Source organism: Streptomyces sp. CA2R106 (genome assembly GCF_037034245.1).
In the GTDB taxonomy this organism is placed as follows: domain Bacteria; phylum Actinomycetota; class Actinomycetes; order Streptomycetales; family Streptomycetaceae; genus Actinacidiphila.
Window position 1 is genome coordinate 24,579 of the sequence record NZ_JBAGKC010000028.1, and the last position, 16,636, is coordinate 41,214.

Genomic DNA, 16,636 nt, shown 5'->3' on the forward strand with positions numbered 1-16,636 from the left:
TACGCCGGCGGTGATCCGACTCCCTGACATCCCGGAAGGCGCAGCATGCTCCAGGACACCCCGCAGGAGTGGCAGGTCACGGCCACCGCCACGCCGTTCACCGGCAAGAAGACCGGTGTGCGCACCGACCACGTGGTGATGCCCGACGGCTCCACGGCCAGCCGCGACTACCAGGTCCACCCCGGCTCGGTCGCCGTCCTCGCCCTCGACGACGCCGACCGCGTCCTGGTGCTCAAGCAGTACCGGCACCCGGTCCGGCAGAAGCTGTGGGAGATCCCCGCCGGGCTGCTCGACATCCCCGGTGAGAACCCGCTGCACGCCGCCCAGCGCGAGCTGTACGAGGAGGCGCACGCCAAGGCCGAGGACTGGCGGGTGCTCGCCGACATCTACACCAGCCCCGGCGGCTCCGACGAGGCGGTGCGGGTCTTCCTGGCCCGCGGCGTCTCCGACGCGGACGGCGAGCGCTTCGCGGTCAGCGAGGAGGAGGCCGACCTGGAGTACGCGCGGGTGCCGCTGGCCGAGCTGGTCCAGGCGGTGCTGGCGGGCGAACTCCACAACAGCTGCCTGGTGGTCGGGGTGCTCGCGCTCAACGCGGCGATCGCCTCCGGCGGGCTGGACGCCCTGCGGCCGGCCGAGGCGCCGTGGCCGGCGCGGCCGTTCACCGCGTAGCGGAGCCGTCCGCGGCAGAGAGCAGGGAGCAGGATGCGGGAAGCGGGGTGTGAAGGGCAGCGGTCCGAGGGCGCGGGGTGATCTGAAAGGGTGATCATTGGCGCCGCCGTCGGCCACGGGCCCGGGGGCGTGGGGCCCGGCGTGAACTAGGCTCGACGCGCCCCCTTCCCGGGGCACCACCTCACCTCCGGGAGCGCGCCCGTGCCGGACCAGGCCCTCGACCCGTGGCGGTCCCCTGCGGGGAACACCGGCGAGACCGGCCGCCCCGCGGACCCCGAGCGCACGCCCGACCCGGACCCGGAAGAGGGCGCGGCCGCGCGGGGACGTGAGCTGCCCGCGGAGGAGGCCGAACCGGCGGCGGAAGAGGCCGAGGCGGCCGGAGAGGCTGAGGAGTCCGCCGGAGAGCCCGAGGCGGCGGAAGGGCCGCGACCGGCGGCGGAAGGGGCCGAGCCGGGCGAAGCGCGGGTCCAGTTGCCGAGGCCGCCCGCCCGGGCGCCCGAGCCGGCGTCCGGGGCCGCACCGGACGGCAGTGCCGAGGCCCGCGCCGTACGGCCCCGGCCCGGCACGTACACGGCGACCGCGGCCGCACCCGTTCCGGCCCCAGCGGCCCCGCCGCGGCCCCCGCACCCGCCCGCCGCGGCACCGCCCCAGGCCCCGCCGGCCACCGAACCGGACAGCGGCGCCGTGGTGCGCCCACTGCCCGAGCCGGCACCGTACTTCACCGGCCGGGAGCGCGAACTCGCCCAGCTGCGGGCCGACATCGTACGGCCCGGGCTTGCCGCGGCGGGCCGGAAACAGCCGGACCGCGGCCGGGTGCTGCTGGTGGTCGGCCGGCCCGGCGCCGGTCGCACCGAGGTGGCGGTGAAGCTCGCCCGGGAGGTCGCGGCGGCCTACCCCGACGGCCGCTTCTTCACGCGGCTCACCGGCACCGACGGCGAACCCGTGCCCGCCGAGAGAGTCGCCCGCGCGCTACTGGGGGCCCTGGCCGCCCGGGTGCCCCCCGCCGCCCGCCCCGCGGTGCCCGGGCAGCCGTCGCCCGGCAGCGGCGGCGCCGAACCGGCCGAGGACCCGGTGGCCGCGCTGCGCAAGGCAACCGCCGGGCGCCGCCTGCTGCTGGTCCTCGACGACGTGGCACGCGCCGACCAGCTCGCCGCGCTGCTGCCCGACGCGCCCGGCAGCCTGGTCGTGGCGACCGCGGACGGCCCGCTGACCGGCGTCCCCGACGTCCGCCCCTGCGCCCTCGGCGGCCTGGACGCCCCCGCCTCCCTGACACTGATCGCCCACACCACCGGCCGCACCCGCCTGACCAACGACCCGCGGGCCGCCGAGGCACTCGTCCAGGAACTGGCCGGGCACCCCACCGCGCTGCGGCTGGCCGCCGCCTGGCTCGCGGCCCAGCCGCGCATGCCGCTGTCCGAGGCGACCGCGCGGCTGCGCGCCCTCCCCGGCACCCCGCCCGCCCCTGCCGCCCCGCCGGCACCCCCGGCCCCGGCCCCGGCGCCCGCCCCGGACGGCCCGGGCCCGGCCGAGGAGGGCGGCGGCGCGGCTCCCCAACAGCCCGGCCCCGTGCCGCCCCGCCCCGCACGCCGCCCCAGCGCTCCGCCCGAGCTGCTGCGGGCCTTCCGGGCCGCGTACGGCATCCTCCCGGCGCCGGTCGCCCGCCTGCTGCGCAGCCTCGTGCTCGCCCCGGCCGGAAGCATCGACGCCCAGGTCGCCTCTGCGCTGGCCGGCTGCGCGGTGGACGCCGCCGAGCGCGCCCTCGCCGGCCTGGCCGACGCCGCGCTGCTGGTGCGCGGCCCCGCCGACGGGCTGTACCGGGTGCCCGGCTGCCTCGAAGAGCTGCTGCGCGCCCTGCTGGCCGGCAGCGACCGCCCGCAGGACATCCGGCTGGCCCGGGCGCGGATGCTGGAGCGGACCGTACGGCTGCTGGAGTCGTGCCGGGCGGCGCTGGCGCGCGAGGGCGGCACGGACGCGCTGCCGGCCACCGTCCGGTTCGCCTCGCCCGCCGCCGCGGCCGGCTGGCTGCTGGCCCGCCGCCCGGCACTGATGGCCGCCGCCCGCGCCGCGGTGGCCGACGGCGAACTCGACACCCTCGCCCGCCGGTTGGTCGCCGCGCTGGTCCGCGCACTGCTCGCCCTGCCCGCGGCCGCGCCCGGGCCGGCCGGCGGAAGCCGCGGCCCCGGCACCCGCGCCGAGCGCTACGAACTGCACACCCTGGCGCTGACCGTCGCCGAGCGCCGCCGCCTGCCGCGCGAGCGGGCCGCCGCGCTGATCAACCTCGCCGACCTCGACGCGGAGGCGGGCCGCACCGAACAGGCCGTCACCGCCTACCGCGACGCGCTGCAAGCCGCCCGCGCCGCCGACGACAGCGGCGCCGAGGGACGGGTGCTGGAGGCGATCGGCGGCTGCCACCTCGAACTCGGCGACCTCTCCCGGGCCGGCGACTGGTTCGGTCGCGCGCTCGCCCTGCGCCAGGGCCGCGGCGAACTCGCCGACCAGGCGCGGCTGCACGCCCGGATCGGCGCGGTCCTGACGTACCAGGGCAGCCACGGCCTCGCGCTGCGCGAGTGGCGTGCGGCCGCCGGGGTGCACCGTCGCCTCGGCGACGTGGGCGCGCAGGCCCGCGCGCTGGCCGAGGCGGCCCGGGTCCAGGAGTACGCCGGGCTGCCCGAGGACGCCCTGCGCACCTGCCGCGACGCGCTGTACTACGCCCGCCAGGTCGGCGAACGGCGGCTGGAGGCCGCCGTGCTGCTGCGGCTGGCCGACGCGCTCCAGCACCTTGGCGACACCGGGGGCGCCGACCTCCAGCGCGCCGCCGCCCGCCGCCTGCTGCGCGCCGGCGAGCGCCCGGCGTTCTGACCCGCGCGCTGCCCGCAGCCGGGCGTAACAACGGCGTCATCTGGACGTGACCAGCCTACGAAACTGCCAATGCTCTCCGCTGAACCCACCACTTTGTAAGGCTGGACAGCGGCTCTTCCTTCACTAGACTGAGTTTCGCCGCACACAAGCCGGTCAGGTCCGGAGTGTCGCGCGATGCCGCCGCATGTCCGGACACCGGACGTGTGGGCGCACCCTCTCCCGAACCTCCCTCCTCAGTGCAAGGACCGTGATCGACGTGAAGGTGGGCATCCCCCGCGAGGTCAAGAACAACGAGTTCCGCGTGGCCATCACCCCGGCCGGCGTCCATGAGCTCGTCCGGCACGGCCACGAGGTCGTCGTCGAGCAGGGCGCTGGGGCCGGCTCGTCGATCCCCGACGAGGAGTACCTGTCGGCGGGCGCGGCCGTGCTCGGCGGCGCCGACGAGGTGTGGGGCGCCGCGGACCTGCTGCTGAAGGTCAAGGAGCCGGTCGCCGAGGAGTACCACCGGCTGCGCAAGGACCAGGTGCTGTTCACCTACCTGCACTTGGCCGCCTCCCGCGCCTGCACCGACGCGCTGCTGGCCTCCGGCACCACCGCGATCGCGTACGAGACGGTCGAGACCCCCGGCCGCCGGCTGCCGCTGCTGGCCCCGATGTCCGAGGTCGCCGGGCGGCTCGCCCCGCAGGTCGGCGCCTACCACCTGATGCGCTCGGCCGGCGGCCGCGGGGTGCTGCCCGGCGGGGTGCCCGGGGTGAAGTCCGGCCGCGCCGTGGTGATCGGCGCCGGCGTCTCCGGCTGGCACGCCACCACCATCGCGCTCGGCCTCGGCTTCCACGTCACCCTGCTGGACAAGGATGTCGACAAACTGCGCGAGGCCGACAAGGTGTTCGGCAACCGCGTGCAGACCGTCACCTCCAACGCCCTCGCGCTGGAGCAGGCCGTCCTCGACGCCGACCTGGTCGTGGGCGCGGTGCTGGTGCCCGGCGCCAAGGCGCCGAAGCTGGTCACCAACGACCTGGTCTCCCGGATGAAGCAGGGATCGGTACTTGTCGACATCGCGATCGACCAGGGTGGCTGCTTCGAGGACTCCCGCCCCACCACGCACGCCGAACCGACCTTCGCCGTCCACGACTCGGTCTTCTACTGCGTGGCCAACATGCCCGGCGCGGTGCCCAACACCTCGACGTACGCGCTCACCAACGTGACGCTGCCCTACATCGTCGAACTGGCGAACCGCGGCTGGCGCGAGGCGCTGCGGCGCGACGAGGCCCTCGCGCTGGGCCTCAACACCTATGAGGGGCAGGTCGTTTACGGGTCCGTCGCCGAGGCGCACGGCCTGACCGCCGCTGACCTGCACACCGTGCTGGGCTGACCGCCCGCGCGTGCGAAGAAACGTCACGCGCGCACGGCCGGTGCCAACTGCGCGCCCACGGCGGGGTCTTGTCCATCGAGACCCCGCCGTCCGCGTGGTTACGCCCTTGACAGAGGGGTGTTCCGTTCCCGACACATCGTGCCGTGTCCGGCGGATTGTGTTGCTGCGAACCACCGACACGCCATAGAGTCGCGAAACGTCGGCTGTAGTCACGCTGACCTATCTAGAAGTTTCCTGGTCACCAAGGAGGTAAGACGACTTGTGAATGAGTCGACATTTGCTCCCGGGGGTGGTCAACCAGGAACGACCGTCGGTTCGGTTGCGGTCCGTACCTTCGATTCCCGCCGGCCCGAGACGACGACCACGGAGACGCTCCCCGGTTACGCCATGGCTCCTTACGACGACGACCACGACCTGCAAGACGGTCAGTTCTACGACCCGGACGCCGAGTACGAGCCGGACCCGGAGTACGCGGCCACGCTCGCGCCCGACGCCGCCCGGCAGCGCCGCGAGCGCGTCGGCCCCACCGGCCGCCCGCTGCCGTACTTCCCGATCCCGAACCCGCTCACCGACCACGGCCCGGCGAAGATCATCGCGATGTGCAACCAGAAGGGCGGGGTCGGCAAGACCACCTCGACCATCAACCTGGGTGCCGCGCTCGCCGAGTACGGCCGCCGGGTGCTGCTCGTCGACTTCGACCCGCAGGGCGCCTTGTCGGTCGGCCTCGGGGTCAACCCGATGGAACTCGACATCACCGTCTACAACCTGCTGATGGAACGCGGCCTGGCCCCCGACGAGGTGCTGCTGAAGACCGCCGTCCCCGGCATGGACCTGCTGCCCAGCAACATCGACCTGTCCGCCGCCGAGGTGCAGCTGGTCAGCGAGGTGGCCCGCGAGTCCGCGCTCCAGCGCGCCCTCAAGCCGCTGATGTCCGACTACGACTACATCGTCATCGACTGCCAGCCCTCGCTCGGCCTGCTCACCGTCAACGCGCTCACCGCGGCGCACTCGGTGATCGTGCCGCTGGAGTGCGAGTTCTTCGCGCTGCGCGGGGTCGCGCTGCTCACCGAGACCATCGAGAAGGTCCGCGAGCGGCTCAACCCCGAGCTGGAACTCGACGGCATCCTCGCCACGATGTACGACTCGCGCACCGTGCACAGCCGCGAGGTGCTGGCCCGGGTGGTCGAGGCGTTCGACGACCACGTCTTCCACACCGTCATCGGCCGCACCGTGCGCTTCCCGGAGACCACCGTGGCCGGCGAGCCGATCACCACGTACGCGTCCAACTCCGTGGGTGCCGCCGCATATCGCCAACTCGCCAGGGAGGTGCTCGCCCGGTGCCACGCCGAGTGAGTCTGCCGGGCGCCGACGAACTGTTCCGGACCACCGGCGGGGCGTCGCTCCAGGCACCCTCGCCGCCGCACGGCGCCGAGGCGGACACCGACGCACGGCCCGGCGGCCCCGGCGCGCCGGGCAGCGGCGCCGCGCCCGCCGCCCCCGCACCGAACGGGTCCGCGCCCGGTGAGGAGCACACCGGTCGGGACGGCGCCCGTACGGTGCCGCCCGGGCAGCGCCGCCCGGCGCCCGGGGAGCGCACCCCGGAGCGCGGCGGCGCCGTCCAGGCCGCCGCGACGGCCCCGGCGCCCGGGGCGACCGCGACCGTCACTCCGGGCAAGCCCACCCCGCCGCCGATCACGGCGACACCCCAACCCGCCGCGCCCGCACGGCGCAAGGCGCCCCGGCAGAACCGCCGGCCCAGCGGGCGCGAGCGCCACGACGAGAAGATCACGGTCTACGTCTCCGCGGAGGAGCTGATGGACCTGGAGCACGCCCGGCTGGTGCTGCGCGGCGAGCACGGGCTCGCCATCGACCGCGGCCGGATCGTCCGCGAGGCGGTCGCCGTCGTCCTGGCGGATCTGGAGTCGCGCGGCGACGCGAGCATTCTCGTCCGCCGCCTCAGAGGGCGCTGACGCGCCGACGGGACCGCCCCGGCCACGGCGAGTAGCCTGCTGGCGATGCCTACCTCACCCGCCACCCCCCGCCGCAGCCTCGGACGCGGCGCAGCCGCAGCAGCAGCGGCGGAACCGGCCCCTGCGCCGGAACAGGCGGCGGACGAAGCAGAGGGCGCGGCCGCGGACGTGACCGCGGAGGTGGCTGCGGAGGCAGCGGAGGACGCACCCGCGGAGGTGGCGGAGGACGCACCCGCGGAGGTGGCCGCCGACGGGCCCGAGGGGAGCGAACCCGAGGGGGGCGGGGACCGGTTCACGGTGCGGCTGGCGAACTTCGAGGGGCCGTTCGACCTGCTGCTGCAGCTGATCGCGAAGCACCGCCTCGACGTCACCGAGATCGCCCTGTCGAAGGTCACCAACGAGTTCATGGCGCACCTGCGCGCGATGGGCGCGGACTGGGACCTCGACCAGACCACGGAGTTCCTGGTCGTCGCGGCCACGCTGCTGGACCTGAAGGCGGCCCGGCTGCTGCCCGCCGCCGAGGTGGAGGACGAGGCCGACCTCGCGCTGCTGGAGGCGCGGGACCTGCTCTTCGCCCGGCTGCTCCAGTACCGCGCGTTCAAGCAGATCGCCGCGATCTTCGCGGAGCGGCTGGAGCAGGAGGCGCTGCGCCACCCGCGCACCGTCGGACTGGAGCCGCAGCACGCGGAGTTGCTGCCGGAGGTGGTGCTGAGCATCGGCCCGGAGCGGTTCGCGCAGCTGGCGGTGAAGGCGATGCAGCCCAAGCCGAAGCCGCAGGTGTACGTGGACCACATCCACGCACCGCTGGTCAGCGTGCGGGAGCAGGCCGAGCATGTGATCGCGCTGCTGCGGGAGCGCGGCGCGGCCAGCTTCGGCGAGCTGACCGCCGACGCGGCCGACACCCTCACGGTCGTGGCGCGCTTCCTGGCGCTGCTGGAGCTGTACCGGGAGAAGGCGGTCGCCCTGGACCAGGAAGAGGCGCTGGGCGCGCTCCAGGTGCGCTGGACGGGTGCGGCGCGCGACGCGGCGCCGCTGGTGACCGACGAGTTCGACCAGGAGGCCGCGGCGGCGGACTCCCGCGGCACCGGCGGGCGTACCGCCGGCGCCGCCGCCGACCCCGGCGCGGCCGGGAAGGGAGAGCAGGGATGACCGACGTGACCGACCTCACGCGGGGCGCCGCGGGCACCCCCGCCGCCGACGGTGCGGCCGCCCCCGCGGGGCTGCTCGCCGCCGAGACCGCCGAGCTGGAGCTGAAGCCGGCGCTGGAGGCGGTGCTCATGGTGGTGGACGAGCCCGCGACCGAGGAGCACCTGGCGAAGGTGCTGGGCCGGCCGCGGCGGGCGGTGGGCAAGGCGCTGCGCGAGCTGTCCGACGACTACACCCGCGAGGGCCGGGGCTTCGACCTGCGGCTGGTCGCGGGCGGCTGGCGGTTCTACACCCGCCCAGGCTTCTCCGCGGCGGTGGAGAGCTTCGTACTGGACGGCCAGCACGCTCGGCTGACCCAGGCCGCGCTGGAGACGCTGGCCGTGGTCGCCTACCGGCAGCCGGTCAGCCGGTCCCGGGTCTCGGCGGTGCGCGGGGTCAACTGCGACGGGGTCATGCGCACCCTGCTCCAGCGCGGGCTGGTGGCCGAAGGTGGGACGGAACCCGAGACAGGTGCGATCCTGTACACGACGACGAACTACTTCCTGGAACGCATGGGCCTGCGCAGCCTCGACGAGCTGCCCGAGCTCGCCCCGTTCCTGCCGGAGGCGGAAGCGGTCGAGGCGGAGTCCGCGGAAGGGCTCCCGTCCTTCGACCCGGACGCCCCGGACGATCCACCGACGACCTCGAACATGTCGAACACCTCGAACACCTCGATTACGGAACCTTGATGCGAAGCAGCGACAGGAACAGCGGCGGCAACCGGAAACCCCGCGGCGGCAGTGGCGGCGGGCCCGCCGGCGGCTCTTCCGGCGGTTCTTCGGGCGGCCGGCGCGCCGACAAGCCCGAGCGCCCCCGCAAGCCGCGTCCGGAGGAGCGCCGCTACGACGTGGGCGCCACCGGGCAGTCCGGCGCGAACAAGCCCGGCGGAATGCCGCGCACCAAGGACGCGGGCGGCGCGAAGCCCGGGGCCCGGCCGACCGGCAACCGCGGCCGCAAGCCGGTCCCCGCCCGCCCGCGCGAGCTCGACGCCCAGATCGAGGAGCGCAACCGCGAGCGGCACAGCAAGCCGCAGATCCGGACGCCCAAGACGTTCCCCGGTGCCGAGCAGGAGGGCGAGCGGCTCCAGAAGGTGCTGGCCAGGGCCGGCATGGGCTCGCGCCGCGCGTGCGAGGAGCTGATCGAGCAGCGCCGGGTCGAGGTGAACGGCGAGATCGTCACCGAGCAGGGCATGCGCGTCGACCCCGACCACGACGAGGTGAAGGTCGACGGGCTGACCGTCGCCACCCAGTCGTACCTGTTCTTCGCGCTCAACAAGCCGGCCGGTGTCGTCTCCACGATGGAGGACCCCGACGGGCGGCAGTGCCTGGGCGACTACGTCACCAACCGCGACACCCGACTCTTCCACGTCGGTCGGCTCGACACCGAGACCGAGGGCCTGATCCTGCTCACCAACCACGGCGAGCTGGCCCACCGGCTGACCCACCCGCGCTACGGCGTGCAGAAGACCTACCTCGCCGCGATCCAGGGCCCGTTGCCCCGCGACCTGGGCAAGCAGCTCAAGAGCGGCATCGAGCTGGAGGACGGCTGGGCGCGCGCCGACCACTTCCGGATCGTGCACAACACCGGCAAGAACTACCTGGTCGAGGTGACCCTCCACGAGGGCCGCAAGCACATCGTGCGCCGCATGCTGGCCGAGGCGGGCTTCCCCGTCGACAAGCTGGTGCGCACCAGCTTCGGGCCGATCCCGCTCGGCGACCAGAAGTCCGGGTGGCTGCGCCGCCTGACCAACACCGAGGTCGGCATGCTCATGCGCGAGGTCGACCTGTAGCAGGCGGGGGCGGCGGCCTCCCGGTAAGGGCCGGCATCCTGGGCGGCGGCCACTTACCGGTGGCCGCCGCGTCCGGCCCGCGCGCCTGTCGGAACCGCCTCGACAGCCGTACCCGCCCGCGGCTTGGATGGACGCGTGACCGTACCTCCCGCGTCCTCCGCCACCGCCGCGCCCCGTGCCACGGCCGCCACCGCCGCGTCCGCCGGCGTGCCCGTCACCTCCCTCGCGACGCTCGCCGCCGCACAGGTGCCCGACCTCGCGCCCGCCGTCGCCGAACTGCTCGGCAGCGGCCCCGAGCTGCTCTTCGCCACCGTCTCCGGCGCGCACCTGTACGGCTTCCCCTCCCGCGACTCCGACGTGGACCTGCGCGGGGTGCACCTGCTGCGCCTGCGCGAGGTGATCGGGCTGCGCGAGGGCGAGGCGACCCGGACCCGGATGTGGCAGCGCGACGGCCTCGACCTGGACCTGGTCACCCACGACCTGCTGAAGTTCGCCCGGCTGATGCTGCGCCGCAACGGCTACGTACTGGAGCAGCTGCTCTCACCGCTGGTCGTCCACACCACCGCCGCCCACGCCGGACTCACCGCGCTGGCCCCCGGCGTGATCACCGCCGGCCACGCCCACCACTACCGCGGCCTCGCCACCACCCAATGGCGGCTGCACGCCAAGAACGGCGAACTCAAGCCGCTGCTGTACACCTTCCGGGGCCTGCTCACCGGCATCCACCTCATGCGCACCGGCCAGGTGCTGGCCCACCTGCCCACTCTGGCCGCGGAGGTCCCGGAGGCGCCCGCCTACCTGCCCGACCTGATCGCCGCCAAGGCCGAGGCCGAGCACGGGCCCACCCCCGACTTCCCCGCCGAACGCCTCACCGCCGACGTGGCGGCCCTGCACGAGACCCTGACCGCCGCGCAGGACGCCTCCCGGCTGCCGGACCGCCCGAGCGCCGAGGACGCGCTGCACGACCTGGTCGTCCGCACCCGCGAGGCGGCCGTCTGAGGCCGGGGCCCGTCACCCGAGCCGCGTCACCGCACGCTGGCCGCGTCACCTCACCCGGGCCGCGTCACCCCACGCCGGCCCCGCCCCGTCACGGGACCCGCGTCGTGGCCGGGGACGGCGGCGCAGGCGCCGAGGCGGCGGACGCGGCGCGCACACGGATCAGGAAGTCCTCGACGCGCGCGATGTCCGGCTCGTCCGGCAGCGGGCTGCGGGCGGCGGCCGCGTCGATCTCCTCGTTGAGCGCGCGCACCCACGCCCGCAGCTCGTCCCAGCCCAGCTCGCCGCGCCGGACCGCCAGCAGCCGGTCGCGGTGCTCGCTCGCGTCGATGTCGAGCCGGCCGGTCCGCACCAGGTCGCGGCAGCTCAGCAGCAGCCGCAGCAGGTGCATGCCGTGCTTCCAGCGCGGCCGGCCCTGGGTGCGCAGGTCGGCCTCCAGCTTGCCGAGCTGCTGCACGGCGTAGCCGCGGAAGGACGCCTCGGCGCGGCGGGAGAGGAATGCGTCGCGCAGCGCGAGCAGTTCGCGGCCGGTCGCGTCGGCGTGCTCGACAAGCGGGGAGTGCAGGCACTCCAGGATGTTCGGGTTGCCGCGCAGCGCGAGCACGCAGAACCGCTCCAGCTCCCAGGAGAACTGCTCGTCCAGCGGTCCGGTGACATGGGTGGGCGGCTTGTCCAGCCGCCAGTACAGCGGGGTCGGCGCCAGGAACACCCCGCGCCGGTCGATGTCGCTGCCGTCCGTGGCCAACCCGAAGGCGCGCGAGCCCATCACGCACGCGTAGACCGTGTGGTCCGTGACCAGTCGGTGTCCCACGTCGTCCCCGAGCGATGCGTGCATGAGGGCGATTATGGCCATCCGGTCGGCTCGCGCGGGCGGCTTTCCGTGTTCCCCGCGGGTCGGCGGTGGCGCTGCGGGGCGGATGGTGCGCGCGGGGCCGCCGCGGGGTGCCGTGCGCCTCGCGGTCCGGTCCCGTCCGTCCCGGCCCCGTCTCGGCCCGCGGTCGGCGCCGCCCCGCCCCCGCGCGGCTGGCTACGCTGGACGCGGACCGCCACCTGCCGGCCCGCGGTCCTGTACGGGCCGCAGCCCGCACCCCCTTCGCACCCGCCCGCCCCTCGTACCCGCAAGGACACCCTTTCGTGAGGACCGCCCTCGTCATCGGAACCGGCCTGATGGGCACATCGGCCGCGCTCGCACTCAGCGGCCGCGGGGTCGACGTCTATCTGACGGACTACGACGAATCCGCCGCCCGCACCGCCGAGGCGCTCGGCGCCGGGAGCGCCGGGCAGCCGCCGCGGCCGGTGGACCTGGTGGTCGTCGCGGTGCCGCCCGCGCACGTGGCCGCGACCCTCGCGGACGCGATCGGTGACGGCCTGGGCCGCGGCTACCTGGACGTCGCCAGCGTCAAGGGCGGCCCGCGCCGGGAGCTGGACGCGCTGGGCTGCGACCTCACCCGCTACATCGGCACCCACCCGATGGCCGGGCGGGAGCGCTCCGGCCCGTTGGCCGCCAGCGCCGACCTCTTCGAAGGCCGCCCCTGGGTGCTCACCCCCACCGCCGGCACCGACACCGAGGTGCTCAACCTCGCCCTGGAACTGGTCGCCCTGTGCCGCGCGGTCCCCGTCGTGATGGACGCCGACGCGCACGACCGCGCGGTGGCGCTGGTCTCGCACACCCCGCAACTGGTCTCCAGCATGGTCGCCGCCCGCCTGGAGCACGCCGAGGACACCGCCGTACGCCTGTGCGGGCAGGGCATCCTCGACGTCACCAGGATCGCCGGGTCCGAGCCGGGCATGTGGATGGACATCCTCGCCGCCAACCCCGGCCCGGTCGCCGACGTCCTCGACAAACTCGCGACCGACCTCGCCGGGACCGTCACCGCGCTGCGCGCCCTCCAGTCCGCCGACGGCGACAAGCGGCGCGACGGCGCGAGCGGCATCGAGGACATCCTGCGCCGCGGCAACGCCGGCCGCGCCAAGGTCCCCGGCAAGCACGGCGCCGCCCCCAAGCCGTACGAGATCGTCTCCGTGCTCATCGGCGACCAGCCCGGCGAACTGGCCCGGCTCTTCGCGGACGCCGGCGCCGCGGGCGTCAACATCGAGGACGTGCGGATCGAGCACTCCACCGGCCAGCAGGCGGGCCTGGTCCACCTCACCGTCGAGCCGCGCAGCGCCCCCGTGCTGGCGGCGGCGCTGCGCGAGCGCGGCTGGGCGCTTCGGCAGTAGGCGCGCGCGCCGCCCCGGCGCCCCCGCCCGGGGCCGCCGGGGCACGGGTGGCACGGGGCCGCCCGGGGGGCCGGTAACCTTGGGGGATGGCATCCGGCGCGCCGCCGGCCCGCCCGTACCCGCATCCGTGCACGAGGAAGGCCACCCGCTGTGTCAAATCCGGTGATCGTCGCGATCGACGGCCCCTCCGGCACGGGCAAGTCCAGCACATCCCGGGCGGTCGCGTCCCGGCTCGGCCTCAGCTACCTGGACACGGGTGCGCAGTACCGCGCGATCACCTGGTGGATGCTGTCCAACGGCGTGGACGTGGACGACGCGTCGGCCGTCGCCGACCAGGCGGGCAAGCCGGCGATCGTGTCCGGTACCGACCCGGCCGCCCCGGCGATCACCGTGGACGGCGTGGACGCGTCCGGCCCGATCCGCAGCCAGGAGGTCACCGCCGCGGTCAGCGCCGTCAGCGCCGTGCCCGAGGTGCGGACCCGGATGGTCGAGATCCAGCGCGCCGCGGCCGCCGCCGCGCCCGCCGGGATCGTGGTCGAGGGCCGCGACATCGGCACCACCGTGCTGCCCGACGCCACCGCCAAGATCTACCTGACCGCCTCCGCCGAGGTGCGTGCCGCCCGCCGCAGCGGCGAGCTGAAGGGCGCCCAGTCCGTCGCCGACACCCAGGCCGCCCTGGTCCGGCGCGACGCCGCCGACTCCGGCCGCAAGACCTCCCCGCTGGCCAAGGCCGACGACGCCATAGAGGTCGACACCAGCGAGCTGACCCTCGAACAGGTCGTCGAGCAGGTCGTCGCGCTGGTCGGGGAGAAGCGAGCGGCGCGGTGAGCACGCAGCCGGCGCGGCCGGTACGGCCCGTGCCGCCGCCGCACCCTTCGCCCCGACGGCAGCCGTCGGAGCCGTCGCCGCTGCCCAGCGCGCGAGGCGCCGCGGTGGCCCGCGGCATCGGCATCGGGCTGATGAACGGCCTGTGGCGCCCCCGGGTGCTCGGCGACTGGCGGCTGCCGGGGCACGGCCCGGTCATCCTCGCGGGCAACCACAGCCACAACGTCGACGGCCCGATGCTCATCGGCACCTGCCCGCGGCCGCTGCACTTCCTGGTGAAGAAGGAGGCGTTCGTCGGCCCGCTCGACCCGTTCCTGCGGGCCATCGGACAGGTCGAGGTCGACCGCTCCGGCGCCGACCGCGGGGCGATCACCGCCGCGCTGGGCGTGCTGGAGCGGGGCGGGGTGCTGGGCATCTTCCCCGAGGGCACCCGCGGCGAGGGCGACTTCGCGCAACTGCGGGCCGGACTGGCGTACTTCGCGGTGCGCTCCGGCGCCCCGGTCGTGCCCGTGGCCGTGCTCGGCAGCGCCCGGCGCGGCCGGCTGGTCGGCGGCCTGCCGCCGCTGGGAGCCCGGATCGACGTCGTCTACGGCGAGCCCTTCCAGGCGGGCGACGGCAGCGGGCGGCGGACCCGTACCGCGCTCGACGACGCCACCACACGCATCCAGGCGCACCTGACCGCGCACCTCGCCGAGGCCAGGCGGCTCACCGGCCGGGCCTGACCCGGGCGGACGGCGGCCGGCCCCCCGGCCGACCGCGCACCGCCGGCCGGGCCCGGGCGGATCGCGCCCACGTACTTCTTGCTGATCGACGGAGAGACCTCATGGACCAGGGACACGAACACGGCACCGCCGACGCGCTCGGCGACGCCGAATACGCCGAGTTCATGCAGCTCGCCGCGGAGGAGGGCTTCGACCCGGAGGAGGTCGCCGACGACCTCGCCGACGCCGGGCACGGGCCGCTGCCCGTGCTCGCCGTGGTCGGCCGGCCGAACGTCGGCAAGTCGACACTGGTGAACCGGATCATCGGCCGCCGCGAGGCCGTCGTGGAGGACCGCCCCGGCGTCACCCGCGACCGGGTCACCTACGAGGCGAACTGGAACGGGCGCCGCTTCAAGCTGGTCGACACCGGCGGCTGGGAGCAGGACGTGCTCGGCATCGACGCGTCGGTGGCCGCGCAGGCGGAGTTCGCGATCGACGCCGCCGACGCGGTGGTTTTCGTCGTCGATGCCAAGGTGGGCGCCACCGACACCGACGAGGCCGTGGTGAAGCTGCTGCGCCGGGCCGGCAAGCCGGTGGTGCTCGCCGCCAACAAGGTCGACGGCCCCTCCGGCGAGGCCGACGCGTACGCGCTGTGGAACCTCGGGCTCGGCGAGCCGTACCCGATCTCGTCGCTGCACGGCCGCGGCACCGGCGACCTGCTCGACGCCGTCATGGAGGCGCTGCCCGAGGCGCCCGCGATGACCTTCGGCGAGGCCCTGGGCGGGCCGCGCCGCATCGCGCTGATCGGCCGCCCCAACGTCGGCAAGTCCTCGCTGCTGAACAAGGTGGCCGGCAGCGACCGGGTGGTGGTCAACGAAATCGCCGGCACCACCCGCGACCCGGTCGACGAGCTGATCGAGCTGGGCGGCGTGACCTGGAAGTTCGTCGACACCGCCGGTATCCGGCGGCGGGTGCACCTCACCGAGGGCGCCGACTACTACGCCTCCCTGCGCACCGCGGCCGCGGTGGAGAAGGCCGAGGTCGCGGTGGTCCTGATCGACGCGAGCGACACGCTCAGCGAGCAGGACACCCGGATCATCTCGATGGCGGTCGAGGCCGGCCGCGCCGTCGTCATCGCCTACAACAAGTGGGACATGCTCGACGAGGAGCGCCGCTACTACCTCGAGCGCGAGATCGAGCGGGACCTCGTCCAGGTGCAGTGGGCGCCGCGCGTCAACGTCTCGGCGCGGACCGGGCGGCACATGGAGAAGCTGGTCCCGGCGATCGAGACCGCGCTCGCCGGGTGGGAGACCCGGGTGCCGACCGGGCGGCTCAACGGCTTCCTCGGCGAGCTGGTCTCCGCCCACCCGCACCCGATCCGCGGCGGGAAGCAGCCGCGCATCCTGTTCGGCACCCAGGCGGGCACCAAGCCGCCGCGCTTCGTGCTGTTCGCGTCGGGCTTCCTGGAGGCGGGCTACCGCCGGTTCATCGAGCGCCGGCTGCGCGAGGAGTTCGGCTTCGAGGGCACGCCGATCCAGGTGTCGGTGCGGGTGCGGGAGAAGCGCGGCCGGAAGAAGTAGCGGCGCCGGCGCCGGTAGTGGCTCGACCCGGTAGGGCCGCTACTACCGGGCCCGGGCGCTGCCTGTCCGGCCGTCACCTGGTCCGGCCGCTATCTGTCCGGCCGTTACCGGTTCCGGTCGTCGCCGCGGCCCGGGGGGAGCGCCGCCGGGCCGTCCCCGTTCGTCCCGCCGCGCCGCCCGGTCCGGCCGCCGCGCCCGTTCGCACCGCCGTTCGTGCCGCTGCCCGAGCCGTGCGCCCCGCCGCTCCCGGCGCCCCCGGGAGCGCTGCGGTGCCGGCCGCCCGGCGCCAGCGGCGGGTACTCCGCCTGCCAGGCCGCGAACCCCTTGAACTGAAGGGACTCCTCACCGCTGCGGTCCCCGGGGAGGGTACGGAACAGCCGCTGGTACTCCGAGTACAGCGCGTCGTAGATCGGCGTGTTCGACGCACCGGACCCGCTCCCGTCCTGCGCGGTGCGCATGGGCGGGATGTA

Annotated in this window: 15 protein-coding genes; 13 read left to right on the plus strand and 2 right to left on the minus strand. The window is 75.2% G+C overall.

All coding sequences use genetic code 11. The annotated features are described in order from the left end of the window. The first annotated feature begins 45 nt into the window (after positions 1-45). The 9 genes from WA788_RS28890 to WA788_RS28930 all read left to right on the plus strand — a co-directional run bounded on the left by WA788_RS28890 (position 46) and on the right by WA788_RS28930 (position 10,843). Complete coding sequence (locus tag WA788_RS28890; RefSeq protein ID WP_335982213.1) at positions 46-669, plus strand: NUDIX hydrolase; 624 nt, start codon at positions 46-48, stop codon at positions 667-669. Between the two features lie 201 nt (positions 670-870). Next, a complete protein-coding gene (locus WA788_RS28895) occupies positions 871-3,528 on the plus strand; it encodes a tetratricopeptide repeat protein (RefSeq protein ID WP_335982215.1) in 2,658 nt (885 codons plus the stop codon). Positions 3,529-3,784: 256 nt separating this feature from the next. Next, a complete protein-coding gene (ald, locus tag WA788_RS28900) occupies positions 3,785-4,900 on the plus strand; it encodes an alanine dehydrogenase (protein WP_335982333.1) in 1,116 nt (371 codons plus the stop codon). Positions 4,901-5,161: 261 nt separating this feature from the next. Continuing rightward, on the plus strand, positions 5,162-6,253 hold the full coding sequence (locus WA788_RS28905; RefSeq protein WP_335982217.1) for a ParA family protein: 1,092 nt from the start codon (positions 5,162-5,164) through the stop codon (positions 6,251-6,253). After that, positions 6,238-6,870, plus strand: a complete 633-nt coding sequence (locus WA788_RS28910) for a hypothetical protein (protein ID WP_335982219.1) — start codon at positions 6,238-6,240, stop codon at positions 6,868-6,870. The genes WA788_RS28905 and WA788_RS28910 overlap by 16 nt, the downstream gene beginning before the upstream one ends. Before the next feature lie 45 nt (positions 6,871-6,915). Beyond that, entirely contained in the window at positions 6,916-8,019 is a 1,104-nt protein-coding gene (locus WA788_RS28915; RefSeq protein ID WP_335982221.1) for a segregation and condensation protein A, read from the plus strand. Further along, positions 8,016-8,744: an SMC-Scp complex subunit ScpB gene (scpB, locus tag WA788_RS28920; protein ID WP_335982223.1), complete on the plus strand. Its 729-nt coding sequence runs from the start codon at positions 8,016-8,018 to the stop codon at positions 8,742-8,744. The genes WA788_RS28915 and scpB overlap by 4 nt, the downstream gene beginning before the upstream one ends. Continuing rightward, positions 8,744-9,844, plus strand: coding sequence for a pseudouridine synthase (locus WA788_RS28925; RefSeq protein WP_335982225.1), 1,101 nt, complete (start codon positions 8,744-8,746; stop codon positions 9,842-9,844). Before scpB ends, WA788_RS28925 begins: the two co-directional genes overlap by 1 nt. Before the next feature lie 207 nt (positions 9,845-10,051). Continuing rightward, entirely contained in the window at positions 10,052-10,843 is a 792-nt protein-coding gene (locus tag WA788_RS28930) for a nucleotidyltransferase domain-containing protein (RefSeq protein ID WP_443034112.1), read from the plus strand. An 88-nt stretch (positions 10,844-10,931) separates the two neighbouring features. Here WA788_RS28930 and WA788_RS28935 read toward each other — a convergent pair whose 3' ends face one another. Then, the gene (locus tag WA788_RS28935; protein WP_335982228.1) at positions 10,932-11,675 is read right to left on the minus strand and encodes a nucleotidyltransferase domain-containing protein; all 744 of its coding nucleotides are present in this window, start codon (positions 11,673-11,675) and stop codon (positions 10,932-10,934) included. Positions 11,676-11,974: 299 nt separating this feature from the next. On the opposite strand from WA788_RS28935, the gene WA788_RS28940 reads away from it, so the two are divergent. The 4 genes from WA788_RS28940 (at position 11,975) to der (ending at position 16,166) form a co-directional block, all read left to right on the plus strand. After that, on the plus strand, positions 11,975-13,060 hold the full coding sequence (locus WA788_RS28940) for a prephenate dehydrogenase (protein WP_335982229.1): 1,086 nt from the start codon (positions 11,975-11,977) through the stop codon (positions 13,058-13,060). A gap of 150 nt (positions 13,061-13,210) precedes the next feature. Beyond that, a complete protein-coding gene (cmk, locus tag WA788_RS28945; RefSeq protein WP_335982231.1) occupies positions 13,211-13,888 on the plus strand; it encodes a (d)CMP kinase in 678 nt (225 codons plus the stop codon). Positions 13,889-14,019: 131 nt separating this feature from the next. Continuing rightward, the gene (locus WA788_RS28950; protein WP_335982336.1) at positions 14,020-14,607 is read left to right on the plus strand and encodes a lysophospholipid acyltransferase family protein; all 588 of its coding nucleotides are present in this window, start codon (positions 14,020-14,022) and stop codon (positions 14,605-14,607) included. A gap of 101 nt (positions 14,608-14,708) precedes the next feature. After that, positions 14,709-16,166, plus strand: a complete 1,458-nt coding sequence (gene der / locus WA788_RS28955; protein WP_335982232.1) for a ribosome biogenesis GTPase Der — start codon at positions 14,709-14,711, stop codon at positions 16,164-16,166. Between the two features lie 104 nt (positions 16,167-16,270). Here der and WA788_RS28960 read toward each other — a convergent pair whose 3' ends face one another. Continuing rightward, positions 16,271-16,624, minus strand: a complete 354-nt coding sequence (locus WA788_RS28960; protein WP_335982234.1) for a hypothetical protein — start codon at positions 16,622-16,624, stop codon at positions 16,271-16,273. Between the last annotated feature and the right edge of the window lie 12 nt (positions 16,625-16,636).

What these genes read in the sequence shown, in the direction of transcription:
- der (WP_335982232.1), top strand. Translation starts at nt 14,709, where the DNA reads ATGGACCAGGGACACGAACACGGCACCGCCGACGCGCTCGGCGACGCC.
- WA788_RS28890 (WP_335982213.1), top strand. Translation starts at nt 46, where the DNA reads ATGCTCCAGGACACCCCGCAGGAGTGGCAGGTCACGGCCACCGCCACG.
- WA788_RS28950 (WP_335982336.1), top strand. Translation starts at nt 14,020, where the DNA reads ATGAACGGCCTGTGGCGCCCCCGGGTGCTCGGCGACTGGCGGCTGCCG.
- WA788_RS28935 (WP_335982228.1), bottom strand. Translation starts at nt 11,675, where the DNA reads ATGCACGCATCGCTCGGGGACGACGTGGGACACCGACTGGTCACGGAC.
- scpB (WP_335982223.1), top strand. Translation starts at nt 8,016, where the DNA reads ATGACCGACGTGACCGACCTCACGCGGGGCGCCGCGGGCACCCCCGCC.
- WA788_RS28960 (WP_335982234.1), bottom strand. Translation starts at nt 16,624, where the DNA reads ATGCGCACCGCGCAGGACGGGAGCGGGTCCGGTGCGTCGAACACGCCG.
- WA788_RS28915 (WP_335982221.1), top strand. Translation starts at nt 6,916, where the DNA reads ATGCCTACCTCACCCGCCACCCCCCGCCGCAGCCTCGGACGCGGCGCA.
- WA788_RS28925 (WP_335982225.1), top strand. Translation starts at nt 8,744, where the DNA reads ATGCGAAGCAGCGACAGGAACAGCGGCGGCAACCGGAAACCCCGCGGC.